This window comes from Paraburkholderia sp. GW821-FHT02A12 (assembly GCF_059422005.1).
On the sequence record NZ_JBWKWA010000002.1, the window covers coordinates 534,328 to 560,705 of the forward strand.

22 protein-coding genes and 1 pseudogene are annotated in these 26,378 nt (G+C 57.8%); 21 read left to right on the forward strand and 2 right to left on the reverse strand.

Going from position 1 to position 26,378, the window contains the following annotated elements:
• Positions 1-80 precede the first annotated feature (80 nt).
• The 12 genes from AC07WT_RS23610 to AC07WT_RS23665 all read left to right on the forward strand — a co-directional run bounded on the left by AC07WT_RS23610 (position 81) and on the right by AC07WT_RS23665 (position 12,819).
• Positions 81-848 (forward strand): SDR family oxidoreductase, encoded by a 768-nt coding sequence (locus AC07WT_RS23610; RefSeq protein WP_492593101.1) that lies wholly within the window; start codon positions 81-83, stop codon positions 846-848.
• 90 nt (positions 849-938) lie between these two features.
• Entirely contained in the window at positions 939-2,231 is a 1,293-nt protein-coding gene (locus AC07WT_RS23615) for an MFS transporter (protein WP_494948803.1), read from the forward strand.
• Positions 2,232-2,338: 107 nt separating this feature from the next.
• The gene (locus AC07WT_RS23620; protein ID WP_494948804.1) at positions 2,339-3,667 is read left to right on the forward strand and encodes an MFS transporter; all 1,329 of its coding nucleotides are present in this window, start codon (positions 2,339-2,341) and stop codon (positions 3,665-3,667) included.
• A gap of 58 nt (positions 3,668-3,725) precedes the next feature.
• Entirely contained in the window at positions 3,726-4,766 is a 1,041-nt protein-coding gene (locus tag AC07WT_RS23625) for an L-idonate 5-dehydrogenase (RefSeq protein ID WP_492593104.1), read from the forward strand.
• A 55-nt stretch (positions 4,767-4,821) separates the two neighbouring features.
• Positions 4,822-6,069: an enolase C-terminal domain-like protein gene (locus tag AC07WT_RS23630; protein ID WP_494948805.1), complete on the forward strand. Its 1,248-nt coding sequence runs from the start codon at positions 4,822-4,824 to the stop codon at positions 6,067-6,069.
• Between the two features lie 1,025 nt (positions 6,070-7,094).
• Complete coding sequence (locus AC07WT_RS23635; protein WP_492593106.1) at positions 7,095-7,322, forward strand: DUF1326 domain-containing protein; 228 nt, start codon at positions 7,095-7,097, stop codon at positions 7,320-7,322.
• A gap of 185 nt (positions 7,323-7,507) precedes the next feature.
• Positions 7,508-8,200 carry a DUF2182 domain-containing protein gene (locus tag AC07WT_RS23640; RefSeq protein WP_494948806.1) on the forward strand — a complete coding sequence of 231 codons (693 nt, stop codon included), beginning with the start codon at positions 7,508-7,510 and terminating at the stop codon, positions 8,198-8,200.
• 80 nt (positions 8,201-8,280) lie between these two features.
• Entirely contained in the window at positions 8,281-8,874 is a 594-nt protein-coding gene (locus AC07WT_RS23645; RefSeq protein ID WP_492593108.1) for a DUF1326 domain-containing protein, read from the forward strand.
• 396 nt (positions 8,875-9,270) lie between these two features.
• The gene (locus AC07WT_RS23650) at positions 9,271-9,654 is read left to right on the forward strand and encodes a hypothetical protein (RefSeq protein WP_492593109.1); all 384 of its coding nucleotides are present in this window, start codon (positions 9,271-9,273) and stop codon (positions 9,652-9,654) included.
• A gap of 474 nt (positions 9,655-10,128) precedes the next feature.
• Positions 10,129-10,695, forward strand: a complete 567-nt coding sequence (locus tag AC07WT_RS23655) for a phosphatase PAP2 family protein (RefSeq protein WP_494948807.1) — start codon at positions 10,129-10,131, stop codon at positions 10,693-10,695.
• Positions 10,696-11,518: 823 nt separating this feature from the next.
• On the forward strand, positions 11,519-11,923 hold the full coding sequence (locus tag AC07WT_RS23660; RefSeq protein WP_494948808.1) for a response regulator transcription factor: 405 nt from the start codon (positions 11,519-11,521) through the stop codon (positions 11,921-11,923).
• A gap of 593 nt (positions 11,924-12,516) precedes the next feature.
• Positions 12,517-12,819 carry a hypothetical protein gene (locus AC07WT_RS23665; protein WP_494948809.1) on the forward strand — a complete coding sequence of 101 codons (303 nt, stop codon included), beginning with the start codon at positions 12,517-12,519 and terminating at the stop codon, positions 12,817-12,819.
• Positions 12,820-12,949: 130 nt separating this feature from the next.
• On the opposite strand, the gene AC07WT_RS23670 is transcribed toward AC07WT_RS23665, so the two are convergent.
• Positions 12,950-13,750, reverse strand: a complete 801-nt coding sequence (locus AC07WT_RS23670; RefSeq protein ID WP_494948810.1) for a helix-turn-helix domain-containing protein — start codon at positions 13,748-13,750, stop codon at positions 12,950-12,952.
• Here AC07WT_RS23670 and AC07WT_RS23675 point away from each other — a divergent pair.
• The 4 genes and pseudogenes from AC07WT_RS23675 to AC07WT_RS23690 form a co-directional block, all read left to right on the forward strand.
• Positions 13,677-13,869 (forward strand): annotated as a pseudogene (locus AC07WT_RS23675) (ISL3 family transposase); the annotation flags it as partial. The gene AC07WT_RS23670 and the pseudogene AC07WT_RS23675 overlap by 74 nt on opposite strands.
• Positions 13,870-14,132: 263 nt before the next feature.
• A complete protein-coding gene (locus tag AC07WT_RS23680) occupies positions 14,133-15,122 on the forward strand; it encodes a GlxA family transcriptional regulator (protein WP_494951019.1) in 990 nt (329 codons plus the stop codon).
• 573 nt (positions 15,123-15,695) lie between these two features.
• The gene (gene galU, locus AC07WT_RS23685; RefSeq protein WP_494948811.1) at positions 15,696-16,577 is read left to right on the forward strand and encodes a UTP--glucose-1-phosphate uridylyltransferase GalU; all 882 of its coding nucleotides are present in this window, start codon (positions 15,696-15,698) and stop codon (positions 16,575-16,577) included.
• A gap of 330 nt (positions 16,578-16,907) precedes the next feature.
• Complete coding sequence (locus AC07WT_RS23690; protein WP_494948812.1) at positions 16,908-17,903, forward strand: GlxA family transcriptional regulator; 996 nt, start codon at positions 16,908-16,910, stop codon at positions 17,901-17,903.
• A 93-nt stretch (positions 17,904-17,996) separates the two neighbouring features.
• On the opposite strand, the gene rfbC is transcribed toward AC07WT_RS23690, so the two are convergent.
• Positions 17,997-18,545 carry a dTDP-4-dehydrorhamnose 3,5-epimerase gene (gene rfbC, locus AC07WT_RS23695; protein WP_494948813.1) on the reverse strand — a complete coding sequence of 183 codons (549 nt, stop codon included), beginning with the start codon at positions 18,543-18,545 and terminating at the stop codon, positions 17,997-17,999.
• Positions 18,546-20,145: 1,600 nt separating this feature from the next.
• On the opposite strand from rfbC, the gene AC07WT_RS23700 reads away from it, so the two are divergent.
• The 5 genes from AC07WT_RS23700 (at position 20,146) to AC07WT_RS23720 (ending at position 26,378) form a co-directional block, all read left to right on the forward strand.
• Entirely contained in the window at positions 20,146-20,469 is a 324-nt protein-coding gene (locus AC07WT_RS23700; RefSeq protein WP_494948814.1) for a hypothetical protein, read from the forward strand.
• Between the two features lie 1,220 nt (positions 20,470-21,689).
• A complete protein-coding gene (locus AC07WT_RS23705; protein ID WP_494948815.1) occupies positions 21,690-23,216 on the forward strand; it encodes a mannose-1-phosphate guanylyltransferase/mannose-6-phosphate isomerase in 1,527 nt (508 codons plus the stop codon).
• 46 nt (positions 23,217-23,262) lie between these two features.
• Positions 23,263-24,642 carry an undecaprenyl-phosphate glucose phosphotransferase gene (locus AC07WT_RS23710; RefSeq protein ID WP_494948816.1) on the forward strand — a complete coding sequence of 460 codons (1,380 nt, stop codon included), beginning with the start codon at positions 23,263-23,265 and terminating at the stop codon, positions 24,640-24,642.
• A gap of 126 nt (positions 24,643-24,768) precedes the next feature.
• Complete coding sequence (locus tag AC07WT_RS23715) at positions 24,769-25,941, forward strand: polysaccharide biosynthesis/export family protein (RefSeq protein ID WP_494948817.1); 1,173 nt, start codon at positions 24,769-24,771, stop codon at positions 25,939-25,941.
• On the forward strand, positions 25,938-26,378 hold the full coding sequence (locus AC07WT_RS23720; protein ID WP_494948818.1) for a low molecular weight protein-tyrosine-phosphatase: 441 nt from the start codon (positions 25,938-25,940) through the stop codon (positions 26,376-26,378). Before AC07WT_RS23715 ends, AC07WT_RS23720 begins: the two co-directional genes overlap by 4 nt.

The following is a 26,378-nucleotide window of genomic DNA, read 5'->3' on the forward strand; positions in this document are numbered from 1 at the left end:
CACACTAACGTTATCGCGAACGTATCAATGGTCGCGAGGGGCGCACTCGCGCCTCGCAACTGAATCGAGAGGATCAGCACATGACACAGTTATTCGATCTGAGCGGCCGCACGGCGCTCGTCACCGGTTCGGCGCGCGGCATCGGCTTCGCACTGGCAGAGGGACTGGCGGCTGCGGGCGCCAGCGTCGTCCTGAATGGCACACGCGCCGATACGGTTGACGAAGCTGTCGACCGGCTCAAAAGCAAAGGATTCAACGCACAAGGCCGCGCGTTCGACGTCACCGACGAACAGGCGGTCGCCGAAGCGTTTGCGCAATGGGACAAGGACGGCGTGCAGATCGACATCGTCATCAACAACGCCGGTATCCAGTTTCGCAAGCCACTGGTCGAACTCGAACTGAATGATTGGCAACGCGTGATCGATACGAATCTGACGAGTGCATTCATCGTTGCGAAGCAGGCTGCACGACGGATGATTGCGCGCGGCACCGGCGGCAAGATCATCAACATTGGCTCGCTCACGAGCGAAGCCGGGCGCGCGACAGTCGGTGCCTATACGGCGGCGAAGGGCGGCATCAAGATGCTGACCCGCGCGATGAGCGCCGAGTGGGCGGCCTCGAACATTCAGGCGAATGCGATCGGTCCGGGCTACATCCTGACCGACATGAACAAGGCGCTGATCGAAAACGCCGCTTTCGACGCCTGGGTCAGGAGCAGCAATCCTTCGCAACGCTGGGGCAAGCCGGAAGAACTCGTCGGCACGGCGGTGTATCTGGCTTCGCCGGCATCGAGCTATGTGAACGGCCAGATCATCTACGTCGACGGTGGCTGGCTGGCCGTACTTTGACGCAGCTTTGAAGCAGGTCCGCGCGGGCACATCAAAACAAACCACGACTCGCGCCAAATAGTCCGTACGCCGTACCGATCTGGAGACATCATGGAAAGCGTCAAACCCGTAGCAACCCAAAGATGGTGGTATCTGATGCCCATCATCTTCATCACCTACAGCCTCGCCTATCTCGATCGCGCGAACTACGGTTTTGCCGCGGCGGCCGGCATCGACAAGGATCTCGGCATCACGCACGGCACGTCGTCGCTGATCGGCTCGCTGTTCTTTCTCGGCTACTGCCTGTTTCAGGTGCCCGGCGCGATCTACGCCCAGCGCAACAGTGTGAAGAAGCTGATCTTCTTCAGCCTGATCCTGTGGGGACTGTGCGCCGCGGCAACCGGCATGGTCAGCAACATTCCGATGCTGATGGCGCTGCGTTTCATACTCGGCGTGGTGGAGGCGGCCGTCATGCCGTCGATGCTGATGTACATCAGCCGCTGGTTCACGCGCAGCGAACGCTCGCGTGCCAACACGTTCCTGATTCTCGGCAATCCGGTGACGGTGCTGTGGATGTCGGTGGTGTCGGGCTATCTGGTGCACAGCTTCGGGTGGCGCGAGATGTTCATTCTTGAAGGCCTGCCCGCGCTCGCATGGGCGGTGGTCTGGTGGTTCACTGTGAAGGATCGCCCGGCCGACGCGCCGTGGATGACCAACGCCGAAAAGACGGAACTCGACGCGCGTCTGAAGGCCGAGCAGGCGAACATCGCGCCGGTGCGCGATTACAAGGCGGCGTTCCGTTCGTCGATCGTGCTGAAGTGCTGCGCAATTCACGCGCTGTGGAGCGTCGGTGTGTACGGCTTCATCATGTGGCTGCCGTCGATTCTCAAGACCGCTTCGACGATCGATATCGTGTCGGTCGGCTGGCTTGCCGCCGTTCCGTATCTCGCCGCGATCATCCTGATGCTGCTCGCGTCCTGGCTCTCCGACAAGACGCGCAATCGTAAGCTGTTCGTCTGGCCGTTGCTGCTGATCGGGACCGTCGCATTCGTGGCTTCGTACCTGATTGGCGGATCGCACTTCTGGATTTCGTTCGCGCTGCTGGTGGTGGCGGGCGCCACGATGTACGCACCGTATGGCCCGTTCTTCGCGCTCGTGCCGGAGCTGATTCCGAGCAACGTGCTGGGCGGCGCGATCGGCCTCATCAATGCATGCGGCGCCCTCGGCGCATTCCTTGGATCGTGGGTGGTCGGTTATCTGAACGGCGCGACCGGCAGCCCCGCGGTCTCATACATCTTCATGGCGGTCGCTCTGTTGCTCTCCGTCATCCTGATGATCACCGTGCCGGCGCGTTCTGACCAACTGGCAAAACGTGAAGGACCGCTCACGCTGCGCCGCACGTAAGCGTAACGAATTGCCCGCACCAGCCCTGCGCTCCCGGCGCTTCGAGCCGGGCAGGACTGGCAGCCGCCTGCCTGTACGGCGGGCCACCCAAATCAAAGGGACTGCTGATGAAATTCCAGAGCACATCCACCTTGAGCACCGGGCAGGCGCGATCCGCGGTCGCGGCCAAAGCCACGAAAAAACGTTTTGTTGTCGGTTTCCTGCTGTTCCTCGGCATCGCGGTCAACTACATGGATCGCAGCAATCTGTCGCTGGCGGCTCCGTTGCTCGGACGCGACCTGAATCTGAGCCCTGTGCAACTCGGTCTGATTTTTTCGGCATTTGGCTGGTCGTACGCGATTCTGCAGATCCCAGGCGGGATGCTCGTCGATCGCGTCAAGCCGCGCATCCTGTATGCCATCCTGCTTTGCGGATGGTCGGTTGCGACGTGCCTTCAGGCGGCCGTGAACGGCTTCTCGGCCCTTTTCGGTTTGCGCGTGCTGCTCGGCACATTCGAAGCGCCTTCGTATCCGGTCAATAACCGCGTCGTCACCACGTGGTTTCCCGAGCGCGAGCGCGCCACTGCGATCGCGTTCTACACCTCTGGCCAGTTTGTCGGCATTGCATTTTTCATGCCGCTGCTCGTCTATATTCAGACGACGTTCGGCTGGCGCGGCATGCTGTTTTTCACTGGCGCTGCAGGTGTCGTGTATAGCATGGTGTGGTTTATTTTTTATCGCGACCCGAAGGACAGCAAGGCCGACGCCGCCGAACTCGATTACATCCGGCAGGGCGGCGGACTGGTCGATGCCGGCGAGCAGGGCGGCATCCGAAAAAGCGGTTGGGCCGATTTCAAATATGTGCTGAAGAACCGCAATATCTGGGGCGTATTCATCGGCCAGTTTTGCCTGTCGTCGATCCTATGGTTCTTCCTCACCTGGTTTCCGACCTACCTCGTCAAGTATCGCGGGATGACGACCCTCAAGATGGGATTCATGGCGTCGGTACCGTTTCTGGCGGCCTATGTCGGCATTCTCTGTTCAGGTTTTCTATCGGATTTTCTGCTTAGGCGCGGGTTCTCCGTCGGTTTTGCGCGCAAGCTGCCTGTCATTTCCGGCCTGGTGCTCGCGACGTCGATCGTCGGAGCCAACTATGTTCAGGACCAGACCGCCATCATCCTCTTCATGTCACTGGCGTTCTTCGGGAACGGCATGGCGTCGATCACCTGGGCGTTCGTCTCCGCACTCGCGCCGAAGAGCCTGATTGGCCTCACCGGCGGAATGTTCAACTTCATGGGCAATCTGTCGGCCATCGCGGTGCCGATCGTGATCGGCGTGCTGGTCAAGGACGGACACTTCGAATCGGCGCTGGTCTTCATCGGGGCGCTGGCGCTTGTCGGCGCGCTGTCTTATGTGTTTATCGTCGGCAAGGTCGAACGCATCGTGCTGCCCGAATGAGTCGCGGGAAGTGGCGAGGTCTTTGGCGCCAACGAAATGATTGAAACAGGAGTTTTTCATGGAAGCGCGCGCTTGCGTATTGCACGCAGAAAAGGATTTGCGGATAGAAGCTGTCGATGTGGCGGACATCGGGGAGAACCAGGTGCTGGTTCGCATCGGCGCCGGCGGAATTTGCGGGTCCGACCTGCACTATTACCTGCACGGCGGCTTCGGTGTCGTACGCGTGAAGCAGCCGATCGTGCTCGGCCATGAGGTAGCGGGAACGGTGGAGGCTGTCGGCGGCAAGGTCACCCGCGTCAAACCCGGCGATCGCATTGCGCTGAATCCGAGCCGCCCGTGCGGACATTGCAGGTTCTGTCTGGCAGGAGAACAGCAGCATTGCGCGGACATGTGGTTCTACGGCAGCGCAATGCGAGTCCCGCACAGTCAAGGCGCGTTTCGCGAACTGATCGCGGCCGAGGCATATCAATGCGAGCCGGTCGGGACCGCGGTCTCGCTTGGCGAGGCGGCCTGTGCCGAACCCCTGGCCGTCGCGTTGCATGCGGTCAGTCAGGCCGGCTCTGTGACCGGCAAGCGTGTGCTGGTGACCGGTTCTGGCCCGATCGGCGCGCTGGTGGTGGCGGCCGCCCGCTATGCCGGCGCGCTCGAAGTGGTCGCCACCGACATCCACGACGCGCCGCTCGCGAAAGCCACGGAAATGGGCGCCACCCGCACGCTCAATGTCTCGACGGAGCCGGGTCTGAAGGCGGACGAATTTACCGCGGAGAAGGGCTATTTCGACGTCGCGATCGAATGTACCGGTGCGGCTGCGGTGCTGAAGGACGTGATCCCGGCGTTGCGTCCACGCGGCACCATCGTGCAGGTCGGGGTCACCGGCGACGTGCCGATTCCGATCAACGCGCTGGTCGGCAAGGAAATCCGCTTGCAGGGCGCGTTTCGCTTTCACGGCGAATATGCGCTGGCCGCGCGGCTCATCAAGGAAGGTCGCATCGACGTGAAACCGATTATCACCGCCACGCTGCCTATCGAGCGCGCGATTGAGGCCTTCGATCTCGCGGCGGATCGCAGCGCGCAGATGAAAGTGCAGATCACGTTCTGATGAAGAACCCGGCAACGTGCGTCCGATTCATTGATTCGATTTTGGCAAACAGAACATGGCAACCCTGATTACCGATGTAAAGGTCATCCTGACCGCGCCGGAAGGCATCAACCTGATCGTCGTGAAGATCGAGACCAACCAGCCCGGTCTGGTGGGTCTCGGATGCGCGACGTTTGCTTACCGGCACTTGGCGGTGAAGTGCCTCATCGAGGAATATCTGCGGCCGTTGCTGATCGGTCGCGATGCCGAGGCGATCGAGGAACTGTGGCAACTGATGCATCAGAACGCGTACTGGCGGAATGGTCCGATCGAGAACAACGCGATCTCTGGTGTGGATATGGCGCTGTGGGACGTCAAGGGCAAGATGGCGAACATGCCGCTCTATCAGCTCTTCGGCGGCAAGTGCCGCGAAGGCGTGCCGATTTATCGACACGCGGATGGCCGCGATCTGAACGAGTTGTGCGAGAACATTCAGAAGTATCGCGAGCAGGGCATCACCCACATCCGCTGCCAGAGCGGCGGATACGGCGGGGGTGGCTTCGGCAGGGCACCCGCGAGCGCACCCGAAGGCGCGGCGGATGGCGTGTATCTCGACAGCAGAAAGTACATGCGGGAGACGCTCAAGCTGTTCGACGGCATTCGCAGCAAGGTCGGTTTCGACGTCGAGTTGTGCCATGACGTGCATGAACGCCTGAAGCCGGTGGAAGCGATCCGCTTCGCGTGCGAACTGGAACAGTACGAGCTGTTCTTTCTCGAAGACGCGATTGCACTCGAAGAAGGCGAATGGATGCGTCAGCTACGCGCGAAAACTACCACGCCGTTGGCGCAGGGTGAGCTGTTCAACAACCCGTACGAATGGCGGTTTCTGATCACCGAGCGCCTGATTGACTTCATCCGCGTGCATCTCAGCCAGATCGGCGGCATTTCGGCGGGACGCAAGCTGCAGATATTTGCCGAGCAGTTTGGGGTAAGGACCGCATGGCACGGTCCGGGTGATATGTCGCCGCTGGCGCATGCGGCGAACATTCATATCGATCTCGCCGCGCGCAATTTCGGCGTGCAGGAATGGTCGGGGACCGAGCCGCCAAACTTCGTGATCCAGGAACTGAAAGGCCCGCGGGCGGCGCTGCTTGACGTCTTCCCGGGCCTGCCCGAATTCAGGAACGGGCACGTTTACGCCAATGACAAACCGGGCCTGGGCGTGGACATCGACGAAGCCGAAGCGGCGAAATATCCGTGCGAAAACACGGCGACTACCTGGACGCAGACCCGGCTGAAGGATGGAACGCTGCAGACCCCCTGAGAGAGTCTTGCCCGCACGTCCGGCAATGTGCGCAGATAATCGCCGGCCGCCAACGCATCCTGCGCACGCAGCTCGGGCGGCACGTACGTAGGGAGCAGCAGCACCAACTGCTACTTGAGACTGCCGCAGACGCCATGGCCACATTCCGCGAGGCCGCCGAGACGTTTATCCGGGCACGTGAGATCGGACCGTAGTCTTGAAGATAGGTGACAAAGCCGAAAGCGCCATTCAGGTCTACTGCTGATGAAACTCCGCAACTGGATGTGCGGAAGCGCACAGACAAATTCCCGGAATGGTAGACGGCTTGCCAGCGTTCCATTGGAGGCCGGCGTCACCTCTACCTTCCAGTCACGAGCCTTTTTCTGGTGGTCCGTGTGAGGAGTTGAGGAGGGTGCCGGGATTTCCGGGGGCGTCCATGTACGGACATTCACCAAATCGCTTTGGGACGCCGCGTCGGTCCGGCTTGATCACTGGCTGACGCGCTCCAGGCCTTTTGCCTCAAGCACAGAGGACGCTTCGGGCTTCTTCATGAGAAACCGGATTAACGCCTCTGAGGCTTTGACATCGGCTGCGTGTGTGCTGACACCTGAAGTACCGGTGTTCCACCTGCTCAAAAGCTGCCGGTCGAAATGACGATTCAACCTATCCTGCAACGGACGGTCAGGGGCGCCACCGGCTCTCTCTTGCCCAAAAGTCTGCCTGGGTCGTGCATCGTGTCGCCAGGATGGGTCGATCGCAAATAAAAAACGCTGGATCAATAAACCGCTACAACAACATGCAACCCCAAGGTTTCGATGCCGATGCATACTGCTGCCGCTCCGGCACACGATCGGCTGGATTTCGCTTAGTGCGGCATCTAATCTTAATCAAGGTCCTTCCGCAAGCTTCGTAATAGATCCGCCGTAACGACTTCGATTACAAATCATCGGGTTGGATGCATGGCCAAGGGGCCGTATTGTTGACGGTCGGCCCGACAATTTGGTCCGGTGATTGACTGCAGGCGGCAGGAAAAGGAGGGACGAAACATGAACAACCCGATGCCGACGAACTGGCGCATGGCCGGCGAAGAGGTGGCGAGTTGCAACTGCGCGTGGGGCTGTCCCTGCCAGTTCAATGCGCTGCCCACCGACGGGTGTTGTGAGGCAGTCATCGGTTCCGGGATCCAGGCGGGCGAGTACGGCGGCACCCGCCTCGATGGCCTGCGCTTCGCGCAGAACGCTCAGCTCAATGAGCTTGACTGGAGCAATGCCTGAGCGCCTCCGCGCGACACCCCGATTCCAGGATTCCGTCTGCGGATCCGCAGACGGGCATCGGTGCCCACATAAGCGACCACGAAGAGAACGTCATGTCCCCCCCTCGCGCTTCGGAGGTGTCCGGCCGACCGGTTGCCGTCGGATGGGCCGTTCTGGCCAGGCGGGAAAACCTTCTTCCGGGTGCCGTGCTCCTGCTGCTGGCGGCGGCAAGCTGGGCCTACACCCTCCAGCAAGGCCGCGCCATGGACCAGATGGGCATGGCCGGGCAAATGGACGGCCGCATCGTGTTCTTTCTCGTGGCCTGGGCAGCGATGATGGTCGCGATGATGCTCCCGGCCGCGCTGCCCCTGATGCTGCTCTATCGGGCCACCACTCGCGAGCGTCCAGGACGCCCCGGTGCGGGGTCGGGAATGGCCGCGCTGTTCACGGGCTATGTGGTGCTTTGGACTGCCACCGGGCTGCCGGTGTATGCGTATCAGCGGATCATCGACCACATGGGTGAAGGAGTGGCCATTGTCCCTGGTTTGCTGCTGCTCGCGGGGGGTGTCTATCAGTTCACGCGGCTCAAACGCAGTTGCCACACGCGCTGCAGCAACCCGCTGTTTTTCCTGATGCGGCACTGGCGCCCGGGCGCGCGCGGTGCTTTGCGTCTCGGTGTGCTGCATGCGGCCGACTGCATCGGATGCTGTGCCGGTCTGATGCTCGCGCTCGTCGCGCTCGGCGCAATGAATATGGCGTGGATGCTCACGGCGGCGGTCATCATTTTCATCGAGAAGACCTTGCCTGGCGGGCACCGCGTCGCTCGGCCCCTGGGAACGGCGCTGATCGCGGGCGGGCTCGCGATGCTGGCGATACCCTGGCTCGGCAGAATCCCGTAGCCAGAAAGGAAGGCGGCGACACGGCTCGCGAGCGCGAGCCGTGTCGCGTTCGACAACAAGCGAAATTAAGGAGGCGTGCTATGGCTTGGCATATCGTGGGAACCTACTACGCACCATGCAGTTGCAAGGTTGGCTGCCCTTGCATCCTGGGTGAGATGGAAGGCGATCAGGTCTGGTGCTCGGGCGGTCAGTGGATCCAGATTGACCGTGGCGATGTCGATGGCGTCGACGTGAGCGGCGTCAAGCTGGCGTTCGTTGCTGACTGGCCCAAAGGCTTCCTGGGCGGCGAGGGCGTCGGGCGCATCTACTTCGATCCCGCGGTTTCGGCCGCACAGAGGGCCACGCTCGAGCCGCTGTTCAAGGGCCAGCGGGGCGGCGTCTACGAGGTCGTCGGGCAGCTCGTCAAGCAATGGCTGCCGACCCAGGAGGCGCCGATCGATATCCAGAGCGGACCGGACGAGACGCACATCACGGTGGGTAAAATCGGCGTGGCGGTCGCCAAACCGCTGCGCGGTGCCACCGGCGAACTCACGCGCCTGCTGCACGGCGCAGCCGCCTTCCGCGACAACATTGGACTCGCCAACGGTAAAGGCACTTACTGGCGCGATCCCGACATGCGGCAATGGGACAGCCTGGGGCACGCGGAGATTACCGAGTTCGACTGGAGCGTATGACGGGCAACCGAAAGGAGCCGACCGACGCGCGGCAGTGTTCCGATAGGGCGCAGACTGCTGGGCCGCAACCTTAAGGATGCGGCCCGTTGTCCTGTTCGGGGAGGGGGGCCGGTGACGATGCGCCGCAAGACGGGAAAGGCGCTGGTTTAGCGAGCGCGCATCGTGCTGGTCTGTGCTGATGGCGCCGATAACAAGATGGTCGCCGCGACACTGCACGTCACGCAACAAACAGTGTCCAGCCGCCGACCGCGCCGAACTCACAGTCGCGAATACGCGTAGCGCACCATCAAGTGAAGCTCGGCGGAATCCGTCAATGTTTCGGCGGACGCAGTTAGATCGGACGGCGGATTATCATTACACAGTACGGTATGACTCCGTCTGGACACGCTATCCATCATGACTCGGCGGCTTGATTTCGACCTGCTAGCGCGCACTGAACTGCTGACCTATCTTGTTGCTTCGCAATTGGCAAAGCGTCAGAAGACCGGGCGATGGCCCAAGGTCGAATACCTTGTCGAGTCCACACGTCTCTGGCTGCGGTTAAACGGTCGCGAAGCCGACTGGTTGCAGCGCGTGACGCTGGCCTGCCGTGCGCAATATCTGGCGAAAAATGTAGCATGGGCCTGGCAAAGAAGGTACGACGCGAAAACGATAGAAGGCGCGTTTTTCGGTGGCCTGCGCCTCGACTTCGGGTCTCCAGCGGTGATCGAAATCTTTATCGTCTGCGCGGCCAATCTCCCCGGGCAGTTAGCCTTCCCCGGCAAGTCGAGCATTGCCTGACGTTCGGTTTTGCTGTCTATTTGTTCTTCAGTTTCCTGTCCGCCGCGTGGGTCGGGAAGCGACACGGCCGAAGTCTCGTTCTTCTTGAGTTTCAGCCGCGTCGCGCTCGCGGCGCGAGGGAGGCTGCGAGAGCTAGATTGCTGAAGCGGATGGGCCTGTGCGCGGCCCTGGCATTGCCAGTCGGTATCGCGTCGGCCGTCGTCTCCGTGATTCTTTCGTAGATATTCCTCGCGACAGAATCGATTAATACACGCTCACCGTCGACACTACAAAATGAGTCACCTGGATTTCAACCAGAGTGACGTTCGCAGACATCTCTGCCTGCGCTCCGGCTGTCAGTATTGTGGGACTGGTCGAGCATTCCGCAATCAGACTTGCGGATAAATTTTATGTCGGGCGCCAGACCGTGAGCGTTATAGCGAATACGGCCCCATCTGCTAATCTGTCACGCATTCAAGTGGACATGCGCACGAAATGTGGAATGCGATCAGCAACTTCGGCGACGCTGCCGTTACCCTGCCGCTGGCAATGGCCTGCGCAATATGGATCGCCTCATCGAATCGACTCGCGGCAGCTTACTGGCTGTTTCTTCTGTCAGCGGGGATGGCAATCGTCGGGGCAACGAAGATCCTGTACGCCGGCTGCGGCATAGAGATTAGCGAAATAGGATTCCGTGTGGCCAGCGGGCACACGATGCTCTCGTCAGCGGTATGGACGACTTGCGTCGCGTTGTTTCTCCGCCGTACCGGGCACCTGTCCATCGGTATAGCTCTGGGTCTCGCGAGCGGCGCTCTCATTGGTGTTGCTCGCGTGTTCGAAGAAGCGCACACCCTGTCGGAGGTCATCGTTGGTTGGGCGCTTGGCTCAACCGTCGCATTGGCCTTCGTGCGCGTGCTCGACAAATCACACGTTGAACTGCGAGGCACCTTTGTTGCTGCTGCATCACTTCTGCTGGTATCTGGGATAGCCTACGGACACCACGCGCCCTTTCAATCTTTGATCGAGCGGTATTCGCCCGGCGTCTGCGCGCGCTTCCTGTAGTCGTCTGCCTGGCCCGTCTCCTCGGCGGATAACGCCACAACATTGGCGATCAAGAAGCGGTGTCGAAACATAAACTCTGCTATCCAGACTAAATTCCGTTCGTTCTGCCGGGCGGTACAGAGGACGTAGGCTCGCATGGTAATCGCTCTTTCGGTTCTCTCGAGACTTTGCTTCGTCTGGATCATTGTCTATCTGATTTTCAGTTTCCATTCCTCCATATCGATCGCTACTCGACATAACCATGGACTCGTCTTTCTTGAGTTTCAGCCGCATCGTGCGCGTGACACAAGGGAGATCGCCAAGGCCAGCTTGTTGCAGCGAATGGCGCTATGCGCGGCCTTGGCATTACCTTTGGGTATTGCGACATTCGTCGTCGGTGTGGTGATCTCATAGAGATTCAGGACTGCGGAATCAGTCAGGCCAGCTAGGGGCCAGTCGGGCGACGCTATGTTGCCGGCTATGGACGGCGCGAGAGGTGTCCTCGCGAAGGGATCGCGCGATCGTGCGTCCCGGTCGGCTATGAAGATTGGCCGCAGAACGCATTAAGCAGGGTCGATCGGCTTTGGCCATTACAGGTGCAGAGAGTGGCGCGGCGTGACCGGGTCACGGAGTTCACGCTGTTGAATGGCGCTTAATGTTTGGTTCGGTGCGATGGCTCTGGCCCCCTTTATCGTGCTGACATTTCTTAACAACTTTGTTGAGTGCTTTCGCGTAGACTCGGCCGTCGAAGTGCATTCGACCATACAGGCGTTGCCCATCAATTCGTCCACCCGCTCGCCACCGACCACTCTCGTTGCTGCGCTTCGCAAGCGCACCTGTTCACATGAGAATCGCCATCCTGGAATCCGATACCATAGCGCTTGACTGTGCGCTCGAAATCCTGTCATCTGCTGGGCATCTCTGTTTTGGCGCGCTATGCGACAAAACATTGCACGGGCTACTCGAACAGGTGCCCGTCGATCTGGTGATGCTCGATTGGGTGGCGCCGGATGCTCTCCGATACGATACTTTGCGCTGTCTGTGCAGACATGGATCCGTGATCCCCGTTATCCTGTGCGTGACGTCGCGCGCGTCGCGCCAAGTGATCGCCGCGGGACTGAATAGCGGCGCAAACATTTGCCTCGAGAAGCCGCTCGGCAGCGCGCAGTCGCTTGCGCACATTCATGCCGGCCTATCGCGTGCGACCGTCTACAAGCATCTGGAGGCGGTCAAACCGGAAAGGGCGTGAATGCTACGCCACGCTTTCTATTAGCGCGATGAGCCCTCTGCGAACGGCGCTAAGCGTTGTTCAGGACGATCTCGGTCCAGAGATCGCCCGTCTGCCAACGTTCCCACATCAGCGCTTTCTGCGTCTCGCTGTAATAAATCCGGCGTCGCTGTTTCATCTGCAACACTCCCACTGCTTGCGCAGTCTTTAGTGTGTAGCATCCACCGGCTGAATCCGCCGTCCTTTGCGCAGGTTGCCGCAGCGAGTCGTTTGAAAGACAAGCAGTCACGTTCCCTATACGGCCCTGAGCGCCGCTGGTTTGAGCTATTGCGGAATCGACATTTGTGAAGTGGGTAATCCTGAGGTCAAGGGGGATGCACGGCACACTCGCACGAGGCGCCACGCTGACTCGCTAAGAGGCTGGAATACATCCGCCAACATAATGACGTATTCAGCCATTCGATATTCGCGCTAGAGGTAGTTATGTAACATGCAATTGTCGATTGCGCGAGACTCGTTTTCGATCGACCCGAACGACTTGTCATTCGATGGCGGCCCCCACACCTGGTCGCTTCGCTTCTGTCATTGATAACGCCTTAAAGGCGCGAAAGGCAATGGACGAATTTCTTCCTGGATATTTGATCCGCGAACAGGCGGCGGTCGGCGCGCTCGTGATATTCGGCGTGTTGCGCATCATTGCTGGAGCCGTCGCCTTCGAACGGGGCTGGCGCATTGCGGTCGTGGAAAGGAGTTTCATTGCCATAGCGATACTGTATTGTGTGCCGCAACTGTTCGATATGCTTATGGATCTGTACCGCGCACGTATTGCGGCAGCGGAGTTTGAAGGTAAGGCCGCCGGATGTGCGATCGCGCTCTTCTGCGCGCCGATTGTCAGTCACCGGCTTGGCTACGAATAGTTGGCGCCAGCGGTCCAATATTCCGCTCTCCGCTTCAAATTCCCCAACCGCGGCGACCATCGGGCTACCCATCCCTGTTGCCCGCTCCAACCGCCTTCGATCTCGCCCGGCGCCGGTTCTCTCCGGGACATTACCCTGATGTGATTGACTGCAGCTTACTCGCGCGATACTCAGTGGGAGTTGTTCCAAGATACCGCCGGAATATTTTCGAGAGTCGCCCACCACTACCGATGCCGCAACGTCGCGCCACCTTGTCCACCGGCAGGTTGGTTTCAGCAAGCAGCCGGCAACACATGTCAAGTCGCACGTACAAAAGGTAGTCCGACGGCGTCACACCCATCTCCATCTTGAATCGCCGCAAGAAATTCCGTTCGCTCATCGCGGCGACCTGCGCCGCTTCATCGATCGTGATCGAGCGGTCGCCTTTCATTTCGAGCCATCGTGCCGAGGTCTGGATCTTTTCGCTGAGGTTGGCTGACACGCTCTTGCGAACGATTGCGGTGAATCGCGTTTCCGACTGGAGCTCGACGCGGCTGGCAATCTGGTGCGCGATTCCAGCGCCGAAATCAGTCTCGACCACTGCTAGCTCCGCTTGCAGCGGACTGCTGGCGTGAGTGGGCATGGTGGCTCTTAAGCCCATCTGTATCACTTGATTGGCCCTTTCGCCATACCGCAGGTCGCCGATAACGTGTCCAAATCCGGCGACGTCGAGCAGCAGGCGTCCTTCAGCGATGGGAAATATCAGATCGGTGTACAGGGAAATGCGTCGCAGCCAACTGATCAGGCGCTTATCCCGCAGCACAGCGTTCACACCCTTGTCGCCTGCAATGAATAGTGCGTGGAAGTTGTCCGGCTGAGTGCGCGAGATTCTCGAGCGCAAGCAAATCCATGTCGTCTCCGAGATGTTGCGGCAGTGGTGCACCAACGTCATGCGCTCAAGCTGCCAAGCGCAAGGCTCGCGGCTACACGCGCTTCACTACCATGCGCACCGTGCTCTTTCTCATCGCCGGCAAACTCGATTTCTCCAGCTTCAACCCGCATGCCTCGTGAGCCGCATTACCCACACAATTTTCAAAAGAGCCATTATTTTTTGTGCGTTTTTTTCAAAATGTTTTTTTAACTGGAACCGGCAATTTCTCATGGCGGAATGTTTGGCCTCGTGTGGCGGATAAAGATTTGATCGTGGCCGCCAACATGTTGGTCGATTCGGCCACAAAAATATGTCGCAAACCATCCTTATGTACGATCAGTCACAGCAATTAATCCGGCTCAAAGCAAGCTGGAACAGGCGACTAATTTCCGGGGAAAATCGTATGGAGTGCCCTTCAGTCCTTTACCGCACCAGCGCAATGCCGCCCCACGTTTCGCCTGAGACTGGCATCGTGAGGCGTATTGGCATAGTTCTGTTTGGCGGCTTTGCCCTCCCGGAGGCTGCAGCGGTCGTGGAGGTATTCCAGTCGGTGAATGCGCTCACTGAGGACGAGCGGTGCGACGGAATGCGTTACGACGTTAGTCTGTTGTCGATGGCGGGAGGCAGGATCGTCAGTTCTTCATCGGTATTCGTCTGGACCGAAGGCATCGAGTCGCGGCGAGACTCAGAGCGCTTTCACGCTTTGTTTGTTGCTGGCGGCGCAGGGGTGAACGATGCGCTACACGATGAACGCCTGATTGCCTGGCTGCGTCGAACGCATCCGCGCAGCGGCTTGGTATTCCCGATCGGCGAAGGACAATTGCTGCTAGATGTGGCCGGATTCGGGCGGGCCACCGGAGTTAGACGCTACGGCAAACACGCTGGCGAAATGATGCAGATCGGCGCCGGTAATGGACCTTCGAGCGTCGCCGCCAGCCCGTTGCAAACAGCCATCGCAGTTGTGGAAAAGGATTTCGGTAGCGAAATTGCGCGTCAGATCGCTGACTGGGTCGCACCATCTACGGATAACCGGTTTACTGCAATTGTGCGCAAGAATGCTTCGGTAGGTGTGAGCGAGAATATCAAGGCGTCGGCAAAATGGCTGGAAGTGAACGGTCACCGCCCGATCTCGATCGATGACGCCGCGCAGATCGCCGGCATGAGCGAGCGTAATTTCCTGAGGCGTTTCAAGATCGAAATGGGTGTGACGCCGTCTGACTATTTGCTGTACGTGCGGCTTGATATGAGCTGTCGCCTGCTTGTTGAAACCGTCCTGCCAGTCGACAAGGTGGCGCGTCATTGTGGCATTGGATGTGGCGGTCGGCTCGCGAAACTCTTCCGCAAGCATCTTGCGACGACACCTACCGAGTATCGCGCTAGCAGGCGGCCTTGAGTGGCCAATAGCGGTGAGTGCGTTTCGGACATGGCTCACTTCGCTAATTGCCATCGGGTTGGAAACCGGTCGAATCGCTTGTCATGAAAGCGTAGCTATTCTTTCGCGCTATTTAATTACTATTTATTACCGACGAATCTAGCTATTCGGATTGGCGGAATCACGTCTGGTCATCTGCTGCATGGAGATTAACCAATCGCAATCGGCATCCTCTTCGATCGATGGTTTTTTGAACAATGACCAGCCGATGAGTGTCATGGTTGGCACGCCAGAAATGCATTAATTTGGGCCTGGTTCAGCCAAAATCCGAATTGCTTCCGCCACGCGCGGTCACGTGGCCAACCGAGGCCTTATGCTTCCGCCTAGCCGTTTCGGTACCCGGGTGGGCGACAACGAACCGTTTGAATCTCAGCGGTCGTCACCGAGCTACTGATGGCAGCCTAAAGCGTCGACCTTCGCGCACTTTGCCTCTGCGCGCCGCTGCCGACCGTGCAGGTTTGCTGCGGCTATCGGTGTGAGGGGAGAGGTGGCCCGACCGTGAATCGGCCATAGCAATCATATTCGGAGTCTCTTATGCTAAAAGTTACAAAAGCAGTGTTTCCGGTAGCTGGTCTTGGCACCCGATTTCTCCCTGCTACGAAGGCTAGCCCAAAGGAAATGCTGCCGATCGTCGATAAACCGCTGATTCAATACGCGGTGGAGGAGGCCATGGCCGCAGGCATCACCGAAATGATCTTCGTCACGGGCCGCGGCAAGCGTGCCATCGAAGACCATTTCGATAAGTCGTATGAAGTCGAGGCGGAACTGGAAGCGCGCGGTAAGAACAAGTTGCTGGAGTTGGTGCGCAGCATCAAGCCGAGTCATGTTGACTGTTGTTACGTGCGTCAGTCGGAGGCGCTCGGCCTCGGGCACGCTGTGCTGTGCGCTGAGAAGCTGGTGGGTGATAACCCGTTCGCCGTAATTCTCGCGGACGACCTGCTATACGGCACCCCCCCTGTCATGACGCAGATGATCGAGGTGTTCGATCATTACCATAGCTCGGTGATCGGTGTTGAGGAAATCTCGGCGCAGGACACCAAGTCGTACGGGATCATCGACGGCAAGGAATGGGGGGACTCAATTATCAAAATGGCGGGCATCGTTGAAAAGCCTGAGCCGAGTATGGCACCTTCGAACCTGGGTGTGGTGGGTCGATACGTGCTGAAGCCGAGAATTTTCAAACATCTTCGCGCAATCACGCCGGGCGCGGGCGGCGAACTCCAGTTGACGGATGCGATCCAGTCGCTGCTAGCCGATGAACAGGTACTTGCATATAAGTACGACGGCACGCGCTTTGACTGCGGCAGCAAGCTCGGCTATCTGAAGGCTGCGGTGGAATTTGCACTGCGGCATCCCGAGGTACGCGTCGAGTTTCGTGCGTACCTGGAGCAGCATCTGTCTCTCCTGCAACTGTGAGGCTGCCGGCAGAATTCGTCCAGCTTTTTACGCTAAAGAACGCGACATTCTGCCATCAGCGATTCGTGGCATATACAAGAAGATCAGCAACATCCTTTCATGTACATAGGATGCCGAATAAATTCTTGAAAGACAATCGAATGATCGTGAACCGGGCATCCGCTGCTGAAGCTTCTGCCCGAATGCTGCAATCGGTCCGTGACCGCCAACGTATTATCCTATTCGGCCATCCAGCGACCTTATGCGTCCCGCTTGTGTACGATTGTCGAGACAGTTAAAACGGCTCAAATGTAGCCGTAGGAGGCCACTTATCTTCGGGGGGATGGCTGGATGGCAGGTTTTTTTGCCCGCAGTAGTCGCGATGGGACTCAGTCTCAGGTATTTCATGACGTTCGCTCCGTAAGACGTATAGGCATTGCACTGTTCGACGGTTTCTCGCTACCAGAGGCAGCCACGGTAGTGGAGATTTTCCAGTCAGCCAATGCTCTCTGTATGTCCTTGCGCATAGGTGGGCCGCGCTACGACGTTCATCTCATGTCGGTCGGTGGTGGCAGGATAGCGAGTTCGTCATCGGTGTTTGTTTGGACCGACAGTATCAAATCACATGGTCATGCCGACGATTTTCATGCGCTCTTTATCGCCGGAGGTGCAGGCGTCCACAGTATGCTGAGTGAAGAACACCTGATTGCATGGCTGAGCCGACTCGACCTGCGCAGCGAACGGATTTTTCCAATTTCCGAAGGACGCTTGCTACTGAATGTCGCTGAATCATCGAATACATCCCACAAATTACGCCGCGGCGAAGGTGCTCATGAGGTCGCGTGGAACGGACTGAAAGTATCTACCTCCCAGCGATCAAGCACTCCGCTGCGAACTGCACTAGCGCTGATTGAAGAAGATCTCGGCGCGGAAATCGCGCGGGAGATCACCGGCTCTCTAAGGTTGCGCTATGACGCACAGTTTACCTCCGCTACAAAGAAGAACACGTTCGGAGCTGTGAGCGAAAAAATTCAGTCGTCGGCGCAATGGTTGGAAATGAACTGCGGAAAAACGATCACGATTGAAGAAGCGGCGCAATTCGTCGCGATGAGTGAGCGGAATTTCCTGCGACGCTTCAAGATGGAAATGGGTGTGACGCCGTCCGACTACCTCTTATGCGTTCGACTTGACAAGTGCTGCCATCTTCTTTCCGAAACTGACCTTCCGGTCGACAAGATCGCGCGGCGATGTGGAATCGGAAGTGGCGGACAGCTTTCGAAAGTATTTCGCAAATACCTTGGAGTAACGCCGACAGAGTATCGTGCAAGCAAACGGTCGTTTAGTTAGGTGCGTCGACAGATGCTATAAAGGTGGGGTACATCGTCGAATGACATGCAGTCGAATCAACGGATGATGTCCGACTATGAGTGGGGATTGCGATCAATAAACCTCGGCAACGCTGAAACTTGTACCCACCGCATCACGCGCGGATGTGATCGGCGCCTTGTCTAGATCCCAGGCAATCGCGATATCGGGATCGTCCCACTGCAACGTGCGTTCATGCTCGACAAAGCCACGCTCGGTTGTCTTGCAAAGTACCTCTGCGACGTCCGACAACACGAGGAAACCATGTGCAAACCCCGGAGGAATCCATAACTGACGGCAGTTGGATGCCGATAGTCGTGCACTGATCCAGCGCCCGAACGTGGGCGAAAAGCGTCGCAAGTCAACCGCCACATCGACCACTTCGCCGTTCACTACACGCACTAGTTTCCCCTGCGGGCGCCGAATCTGATAATGCAGGCCACACAGCACATTGTGGGCGGACACCATGTGACGCTCCTGCACGAAGCGATAGCCGCGCGCCACATGTTCCTCGAATTCCTCTTGATCGAAGCTGTCAAACGAAATACCCCGCTTATCGGATTGGATGTGTGGTTCGATCAGCTTGACGTCGCGAATTGCCGTGTGCTTAATCTGAATTGTCATCTGTAACGAATAAGATCAGGAATTGAAATGGACTTCGACGTGCTGCGAAACGATTTCAAGCCAGTTTTAGCAGCGTTCGGCAAGATACCGCTCAAGAATACCCATCTCCAGGACCATGGATAATACAAGAGTAGGCTTAGTCTATAGCGCCAAAAGATTGGTTCAAGACGCCATCTATCACTCCAACCTCTAACTCCTTGCTATCCAATTGCGTGGCGAGTTGCCGAGAAAATCCGCTTGTGAACGATCGTGGAAGAACGGCAACCTAAATTCGGCGGAATCCTTCAACGTTTTGGCGGATCGGATCAGACCGAACGTAGGACTATCCGTCGCGGGAGATCCGATCTTTAAACGCGTTAGGGGTGCAACCACCTGTGGGATACGCAGGGCTGTTTTGACGTTCGCTCCAGGCGACACCACGCCCATTTCCGATTACGCATTGCGGTATGACCTAATTCCCCCACATGATGACGCACCGACTCGTTGATTTTGATCTGTATGCGCGCACAGAATTGCTTGCCTATCTGGTCGCCTCACAACTGGTAATGCGTCAGAGGACCGACCAGTGGCTCAATCTCGAGCAACTTGTCGAATATACACATCTTTGGTTGCGGTTAAACGGCCGCAGAGCTGACTGGCTTCAGCGCGTCGGGCTTGCGTGCCGTTCGCAACGTCTAGCGGAACAGATAGAGCAAACCTCGCGAGAAAGGTACGACGCAAAGACTGTGGCGCGTGTGTTTTTTGGTGGTCTGCGCCTGGACTTGCGATCCCCAGTCGTGACGGAGATCTTCGTCGCGTGCGCGACTAGTCTCCCGGGTCAGGTAGTCTTCCATGGTGAGCATGGCGTGACGTGAAACTGGCAGGCAGTGGTGGGGGAATAGGCGAATTGGACTGAAGTTCGTCTGCCCGTGGCAGTGCGTAGGATCTTCTGATCGGATGCATCTTGAGAGACTGCTAGTTGTTCTGTTGGATCTTGCGCTTCTGAAGTGGCTGGGATCTTGACGATTTAATATCGAACGCCTGCGATAGGTGGCCAGTAGTTACCAGTTCAATTTGGCGTTTGAGCACAAAATTATGTCGGAACAGCGTCGCGGTCTTCGACGAGAATACACTTTTCTCAAGCCTCCGGCAGTGGTCCTCGGAATAGCCGGAAGCTTTTTTAAACCGACACCATGTGTCGGTTTTTTTTCGTATTGAGAAAATTAGACGTGGTCGAAAATCGGAGTGTCCATTGGTGTTCAACGTGGCATCGTGGTGATGTTCATCGGAGGCCGATCTAGTTCAAACCTTGTATGTGAAGCCGACGGCGTTCGCGAACTGCCAGATTAACGACACTGATTGGCTGGTCGTACTGTAACCATTGGCGTGAAAAATGCTGGGCGGGGTGACGGATGCCGCCACATTTCTGACGGTTTTGTGTAAATAAATTCCGACAGTACTGCTGTGCAGCAAGCGGCGATCCATGGCCGATCACGCCAGACGTGCTGCCCCGGCCGATGCTTGGATCGCCGACGCGCACCATTCAGGAGCGGGGCATGCCGGCAGGTCACGTGCGTCAGCCGGCGAGGCGAAAGACGACGGATAAAGCCAAACGTTTGTCATGCAAAATGCTGCGTTGCACGGTAGGCTCAAAACGTCCGAATTGTTAAATCAAGTGGCGAAATATATGGTGATCGCTCTTTCGATTCTTTCGAAATTTTGTTTCGGCTGGACACTTGTCTATCTGATCTTCAGCTTGCTTTCCGCTTTGAAGGTCGGGAGGCGGCACTTCCAACCACTCATCTTTCTTGAGTTCCAGCCGCGTCGCGCGCGCGGCCCTTGGGAAGCTTCAAGGGCTAAGTTGATGATGCGGATGGGGCTATGCACGATCTTCATAGTGCCCGTCGGCATCGCGTCTTTTATCGTCTCTGTGTTTATTTCGTAGATCTGCCGCATCAGCTCCTATCGAGCACTGCTAACAACGTCAATGAAAGCTTCCATGGCACCGCGCTAGCCGGACGTCCTGTCCCAGGTCATAAAGGCAACCATTTTAAGTTACAGACAGCTGCAATTCTCAGTGACGCTTCCGGAGTAGTAGTTGCTTCGATCGTGGTGGCACACCTCAGATACAGCCTTCGGCATCGGATGAAATCATGTCTGTTGTGGCGGAACTAGACCGAAAAATTGGGCGGAGTCAGCCAAATCCATGGCGCAATTTGCCACGTTAGTTTGCTCGTATTTACCTGAACGGGTGCACCTTGTTGACCTGAAGAGCCGTCGCAAATCGGTTCGATAGCATCAGATTAGCGGAGCACGGGTCTTGGAATCAGCAGGTCGCTTCAGCGTGTGCAAGGGACGTATTGGCGGGCCTTCGCCCCTGCAAATGTCCATTGAATTCGTGCAGATTGTGGACCATCGAAACTGAATGAATTCGGATGTGGCGCATGGGCTCGGATGCCCCTTTGAAAGAGTGTAGCAGTGAATTGACGCAGCCACAGAGTAGGGTCAGGCAGGGGTCACACAGTCAGATTTTCTGAATAAAGAATGCTCAGTCGCGGTCGTGGCTGTTCACCCCAAATTGCGACGTTAATGGGCTGTTGTATGTGAGCGAAGCACAACGCGCGAGACACGCGAATAGCCTATTCCGACGCGTCAGAAGCGAATGGGCGAAAACGCCAACATGTTGGCGTTTTCCGTCAGTCACATTACGTCTGAAGGTGGCCTATGTATGATGCACTGCAACTGAAGCCGAGGCGGTTCTTTTAAAAATGAGAAGTGGCGGTAGTGTTTGAGATTTAAGCTATTGCAGATCATTTTTTACGGTACTCGGAAAAACGAGCAGCGTTCGTTGTGGAGAAATGGCGCAAGTCAGCAGATTTTGGAAAAAGCGCGATCTTTATGGTCGGTGCGAGAAGTACGAATCTCATGTCAAGTTAAAACTCCACGCCATTGCCGCGTGTGGCTGCAATTGGCGCTGGTCGTCAGCCGCGCCACTCAATTCACTTCGCATCTGTTTGAGGCAGAAGTTGTAGCGTCGGTGGGCATGATTTTGGCGAACCGTGTACAGCCCTTGATCGAGGGAGACACGTCAGGCCTCCGACAGTGTGTGGAGAAATTAAAAGTGCAACATTTCTGATCCTGTTGGAATGTCGAATAGGAGTGCGTATGGGTTACACGTCGGTGAGCGAGGCGGAAATTAGTGATAGCGATATCAAGATAATTCCGACGGAAAAGCGGGCCTCTGCAGCGGCTGTGCGACTCGTACCTGTTGTACTTGCGGGAGGAGCAGGTTCGCGACTGTGGCCCATGTCACGGGAACAATTTCCCAAACAATTGATTGATGTGTTAGGACCGGATTCGCTACTACAAGCAACCGTGCAACGGATGAAAGGGTTCCATGCCGATGGAGGTACGGTGAGCACGCCGATCATCGTATGCGGCGACGAACACCGCTTCGTTACGTCTGAGCAACTCCGCGCACGAGGAATCGATGCACGCATCGTGGTTGAACCAGCGCGGCGCGACACAGCACCGGCGCTGACGCTCGCTGCCGCGGCTGCATGTTCGGAGGGTGACGACGCGATCATTGTTGCCATGCCGGCGGATCACGCGATTGAGAACCTGACTGCTTTCCAGTCCGCGATAGCGTTGGCGGCGCAGCATGCGCAGCGCGGCGCGATTGTGACACTTGGCGTGCCGCCGACGCGTCCTGATACAGGCTTTGGTTATATCAAGCTTGGTTCGGACCTTGGCGGTGGTGCACATCGTATTGAGCGCTTCGTCGAAAAACCCGCAGCCGAATTGGCAGCGCAGTATCTCGCATCGGGGCAGTACTGGTGGAACAGCGGGATATTCGCGGTACGGGCGAGCGTGTGGCTCGCCACGCTCAAGATCGTGCAACCGGCGATGCATGACGCGTGTTTGTTAGCCCACGCGCAAGGTACATACGACGGCTTGTATTTCCGTCCAGGCGCAGACGCGTTCAAGTCTTCCCCATCGGACTCGATCGACTACGCGGTAATGGAACGTCTCGGATCGGACGAACGATTCGGGCAAGGCGTGGTGGTGCAGCTTGACGCAGGGTGGTCGGATCTTGGGTCGTGGGACGCGGTATGGGAGGCACTCGACAAGGACGCGGACGGCAACGCCGCGCGCGGACGGGTCGTGTTCGAAGGAGCTACGTCCAGCTTCGCCCACTCGCAAGGGCGTCTCATTGCCTGCGTTGGCGTGACCAATGTGGTCGTTGTGGAGACCGACGATGCCGTGCTGGTCGCCGACCGCTCGCGCGTGCAGGAAGTAAAGAGTGTGGTCAGCCGGATGAGAGCGCTGCAAGCGCCCGAGGCCGATGCGCATCGAAAGGTACGGCGCCCATGGGGTTACTACGACTCAATCGATCGTGGTGAGCGCTTTCAGGTAAAGCGCATCGTCGTGAATCCGGGCGGCCGCCTGTCATTGCAATTGCATCACCATCGCGCCGAGCACTGGATCGTGGTAAGCGGCACGGCGCTCGTCACACGCGGCAGTGAGGAATTCATGCTCAGTGAGAATCAGTCGACGTTTATTCCGCTGGGCGTGACGCATCGTCTGGAGAACCCGGGCAAGTTGCCACTCGAACTCATCGAAGTGCAGTCCGGATCATATCTCGGCGAAGACGACATCGTTCGTTTCGATGACACATACGGGCGCACGTGACGCGTCGGCATGTTACGCAGTCCAACTTCAGGCGGGGAATCGCGAGATGCTCGGGATACAGGCGTTATTGGCGCGGCTTGTCGATGTGGTCCTTATCGTGGCGGGGGCCTTGGTGGCGTCGCATATCCGCTTTGAAGATCTGGGGCAGAGCCGGGGAGACGGCGCGTTCATAACGTTTTCCGTTGCGTTCGCGTTGGTGTCGTTTCCGGTTTTCGGCTTGTACGAGTCGTGGCGTGGCCGTTCGATGTTGCGATTAACCGGGCAGGTTTCGATAGCGTGGCTGGTGGTGCAGGCGTGCGGTCTGGTACTGATGTTTTCGCTGCATCGCACGGATTTCATCTCGCGCCTGTGGTTCGCCTATTGGACCGCGATCACGGGCGGTGCATTGATCGTATCGCGACTGATGTTGCATGCGGTGCTACGCAGTGTGCGCTATGCCGGCTTGAATTTGCGCAACGTGGCAGTGCTCGGAGTTGGGGCTCATTGCCAGGAAGTGGTGTGCAAGCTCGAGGCGTCCCCTTCCAGCGGTTTTCGTGCATCCGCGGTGTTTGATGTGGGGCCGGAAGGAAGTGTCGCGCTGAACGGCGTGCCGGTGTTCGACGACTTTCACAAGTTTGCCGAACACGTTCGGAGCGCCGAGGTACATGAAATCTGGTTGGCTTTACCCTTGGCGGAAGCGTCGACCATGCTGCGTTTCGTCAATGAGTTCCGTGATGACCTCGTGAACATCCGCTTCATTCCTGACGTGCGCAGCATGGCGTTATTCGAAGGCGGCGTGATCGACCTGATCGGAGCGCCAGCGATTAGCCTCGTCGCATCGCCTTTTCCAGCACGCGCAATCGTGCAGAAAGAAATATTCGATCGCGTATTTGCGGCTCTTGTGTTACTCGCGTTGATACCGTTGTTGACGATCATTGCGGTTGCCGTGAAGTGTTCATCGCGTGGGCCGGTGTTTTTCACGCAGTATCGCAAAGGCGCCGATGGCCGCGTGTTCAAAATCTACAAGTTCCGGACAATGCGTCCGCATGCCGAAAAGACAGGCGTGGTCACGCAGGCTACGAAGGGCGACCCGCGCATCACTCGCGTGGGTGCGCTGCTGCGGCGGACGAGCCTTGATGAACTACCGCAGTTTTTCAACGTTCTTCGCGGCGAAATGTCGGTGGTCGGGCCTCGCCCGCACGCGATCGAACACGATGAGCTTTATCAGAAAGTCGTCAACGGCTACATCCATCGCTACCGGATCAAACCGGGCATTACAGGTTGGGCGCAGGTGAACGGATTCCGCGGTGAGACGGACCGGATCGAGAAGATGCAGAAGCGTGTGGAACATGACCTTTACTACCTGCGCAACTGGTCGTTCGCGTTGGACATGCGGATTGTCGTGACAACGGTAGCGAGGGGACTGGTTAGCAGCAACGCGTATTAGCGATCCAGATGAAACCGGATCTGAACGCGCATTGGCGAAATCTGGGAAATGACTTTTCGCCATTCCTGAGCGGCAATAGCGATCTCGGCGTGAAAGAAGAGTTGGACGAAATTCGAGGAATATCTGATGGGATTTTTGGGGATGTGTAGTGGAGACAGAGTGGAGCGTCCCGTTCGCCGCTGTACTCGTCTACTTATGAGCGTCGCCGCAAGTGCTGTGTTGTCGGCCTGTGCAGTGGCTCCTGGTATGCGGATGACTACTCCGGCAACGCTGCCGGTCGCAAGCGGGAACTCGGAGGTGCCGCCGATCAAAATGCAGATTCCGATTACCGATATCAACGTCGCCTTGACGGAAAGGATGCGCGAGGCGGATACGCGGGCAAACGCGGTGCAACTGCGTGAGCTGATGAGTAAGCCGGAGCCGTACACATTGGGGGCGGGCGATGTCCTGCAGATCACCGTGTGGGATCACCCTGAACTGATGGCGGCGCTGGGCGCTCAGACGCAAACGAACAACCGGCCCTTCGATCCGGCGCAAGGGTTCGTGATTGACAGCAACGGTAATGTGCAGATGCCATATGCGGGTAACGTTCATGTTGCCGGCCTACGTGTAGATCAGAGCCAGCAGGCGGTGTACACCGCATTGAGCAAAGTGTTCGTCCGGCCGCAGGTGACGGTGCGTGTGGCTTCGTTTCGTGCCAAGCAGGTGTATGTGGACGGCGAGGTGCGCGCGCCGGGCGCTGTTCCGATTAACGATGTTCCACTGACCCTGTTCGAAGCCGTTAACCGGGCCGGCGACTTCAGTACGACAGCCGATCAAAGCCGGATGGTCCTCGTGCGGGACGGCGTGTCGTATCGGTTGAATCTCACAAGCATGCTATCGAGCGATCAGAACCCTTCAAAAATACTGCTAAAGAACGGTGACTTGTTGCGTGTCGTTTCGCGCGATGACAACGGCGTATTTGTCATGGGCGAGGTCAACAAGCCTGTAACCGCCATTCCCATGAAGAGCGGCAAGCTGACATTGAGCGATGCCCTATCGCAGGCCGGCAGCGTGAATACTGCCAGTGCGGACGCAGCGCAGCTCTATGTGATTCGCGGCTCGTCCGAAACGACGCCGCAGGTATTCCATCTCGATGCGCGCTCGCCAGTCGCAATGGTGCTGGCGAATCAATTCGAGTTGCATCCCAAGGACGTCGTGTATGTGGATGGTAACGGTCTGGTTCGCTTCAGCCGCGTGCTGAATCTGCTACTGCCCGCGATCAACGCAGGCCTGACCGGGGCGATTGTAACGAAATGATAGACAGCATCCTTGTTGTGTGTGAAGGAAACATCTGCCGAAGTCCGATGGCTCAGGCGCTGCTCACAAAGCAGTTGCCCGGCGTCAGTGTGATGTCCGCCGGCTGGGCCGCGGTCGTCGGACGCGGTGCCGATCCCATCGCTGTCGAATTGATGGCGGAGCGTGAGATTGACATCAAAGGCCATATTGCCGTGGACCTGAACCTGCTCCACATGCGCTCAGCAGAACTGGTTCTGTCGATGACGCAGGAACAGCGCAAGAGGATCGAAACGAACTATCCCTTCGCGAAGGGCAAGGTCTATCGCCTCGGCGAACATGAGGGCACAGACGTGCTGGACCCGTACCGCAAAGGACGCGCGGCCTTCGAAATGGCCTTGGCGCAAATTGAGCGTGGCGTGGCGCACTGGCTCGACGCAATGGTTCGACTGACTCACTAA

What these genes read in the sequence shown, in the direction of transcription:
- AC07WT_RS23705 (WP_494948815.1), top strand. Translation starts at nt 21,690, where the DNA reads ATGGGTTACACGTCGGTGAGCGAGGCGGAAATTAGTGATAGCGATATC.
- AC07WT_RS23700 (WP_494948814.1), top strand. Translation starts at nt 20,146, where the DNA reads ATGCAAAATGCTGCGTTGCACGGTAGGCTCAAAACGTCCGAATTGTTA.
- AC07WT_RS23630 (WP_494948805.1), top strand. Translation starts at nt 4,822, where the DNA reads ATGGCAACCCTGATTACCGATGTAAAGGTCATCCTGACCGCGCCGGAA.
- AC07WT_RS23645 (WP_492593108.1), top strand. Translation starts at nt 8,281, where the DNA reads ATGGCTTGGCATATCGTGGGAACCTACTACGCACCATGCAGTTGCAAG.
- galU (WP_494948811.1), top strand. Translation starts at nt 15,696, where the DNA reads ATGCTAAAAGTTACAAAAGCAGTGTTTCCGGTAGCTGGTCTTGGCACC.
- AC07WT_RS23625 (WP_492593104.1), top strand. Translation starts at nt 3,726, where the DNA reads ATGGAAGCGCGCGCTTGCGTATTGCACGCAGAAAAGGATTTGCGGATA.
- AC07WT_RS23615 (WP_494948803.1), top strand. Translation starts at nt 939, where the DNA reads ATGGAAAGCGTCAAACCCGTAGCAACCCAAAGATGGTGGTATCTGATG.
- AC07WT_RS23660 (WP_494948808.1), top strand. Translation starts at nt 11,519, where the DNA reads ATGAGAATCGCCATCCTGGAATCCGATACCATAGCGCTTGACTGTGCG.
- AC07WT_RS23620 (WP_494948804.1), top strand. Translation starts at nt 2,339, where the DNA reads ATGAAATTCCAGAGCACATCCACCTTGAGCACCGGGCAGGCGCGATCC.
- AC07WT_RS23690 (WP_494948812.1), top strand. Translation starts at nt 16,908, where the DNA reads ATGGCAGGTTTTTTTGCCCGCAGTAGTCGCGATGGGACTCAGTCTCAG.
- AC07WT_RS23710 (WP_494948816.1), top strand. Translation starts at nt 23,263, where the DNA reads ATGCTCGGGATACAGGCGTTATTGGCGCGGCTTGTCGATGTGGTCCTT.
- AC07WT_RS23665 (WP_494948809.1), top strand. Translation starts at nt 12,517, where the DNA reads ATGGACGAATTTCTTCCTGGATATTTGATCCGCGAACAGGCGGCGGTC.
- AC07WT_RS23670 (WP_494948810.1), bottom strand. Translation starts at nt 13,750, where the DNA reads ATGACGTTGGTGCACCACTGCCGCAACATCTCGGAGACGACATGGATT.
- rfbC (WP_494948813.1), bottom strand. Translation starts at nt 18,545, where the DNA reads ATGACAATTCAGATTAAGCACACGGCAATTCGCGACGTCAAGCTGATC.
- AC07WT_RS23635 (WP_492593106.1), top strand. Translation starts at nt 7,095, where the DNA reads ATGAACAACCCGATGCCGACGAACTGGCGCATGGCCGGCGAAGAGGTG.
- AC07WT_RS23680 (WP_494951019.1), top strand. Translation starts at nt 14,133, where the DNA reads ATGGAGTGCCCTTCAGTCCTTTACCGCACCAGCGCAATGCCGCCCCAC.
- AC07WT_RS23720 (WP_494948818.1), top strand. Translation starts at nt 25,938, where the DNA reads ATGATAGACAGCATCCTTGTTGTGTGTGAAGGAAACATCTGCCGAAGT.
- AC07WT_RS23610 (WP_492593101.1), top strand. Translation starts at nt 81, where the DNA reads ATGACACAGTTATTCGATCTGAGCGGCCGCACGGCGCTCGTCACCGGT.
- AC07WT_RS23655 (WP_494948807.1), top strand. Translation starts at nt 10,129, where the DNA reads ATGTGGAATGCGATCAGCAACTTCGGCGACGCTGCCGTTACCCTGCCG.
- AC07WT_RS23715 (WP_494948817.1), top strand. Translation starts at nt 24,769, where the DNA reads ATGGGATTTTTGGGGATGTGTAGTGGAGACAGAGTGGAGCGTCCCGTT.
- AC07WT_RS23650 (WP_492593109.1), top strand. Translation starts at nt 9,271, where the DNA reads ATGACTCGGCGGCTTGATTTCGACCTGCTAGCGCGCACTGAACTGCTG.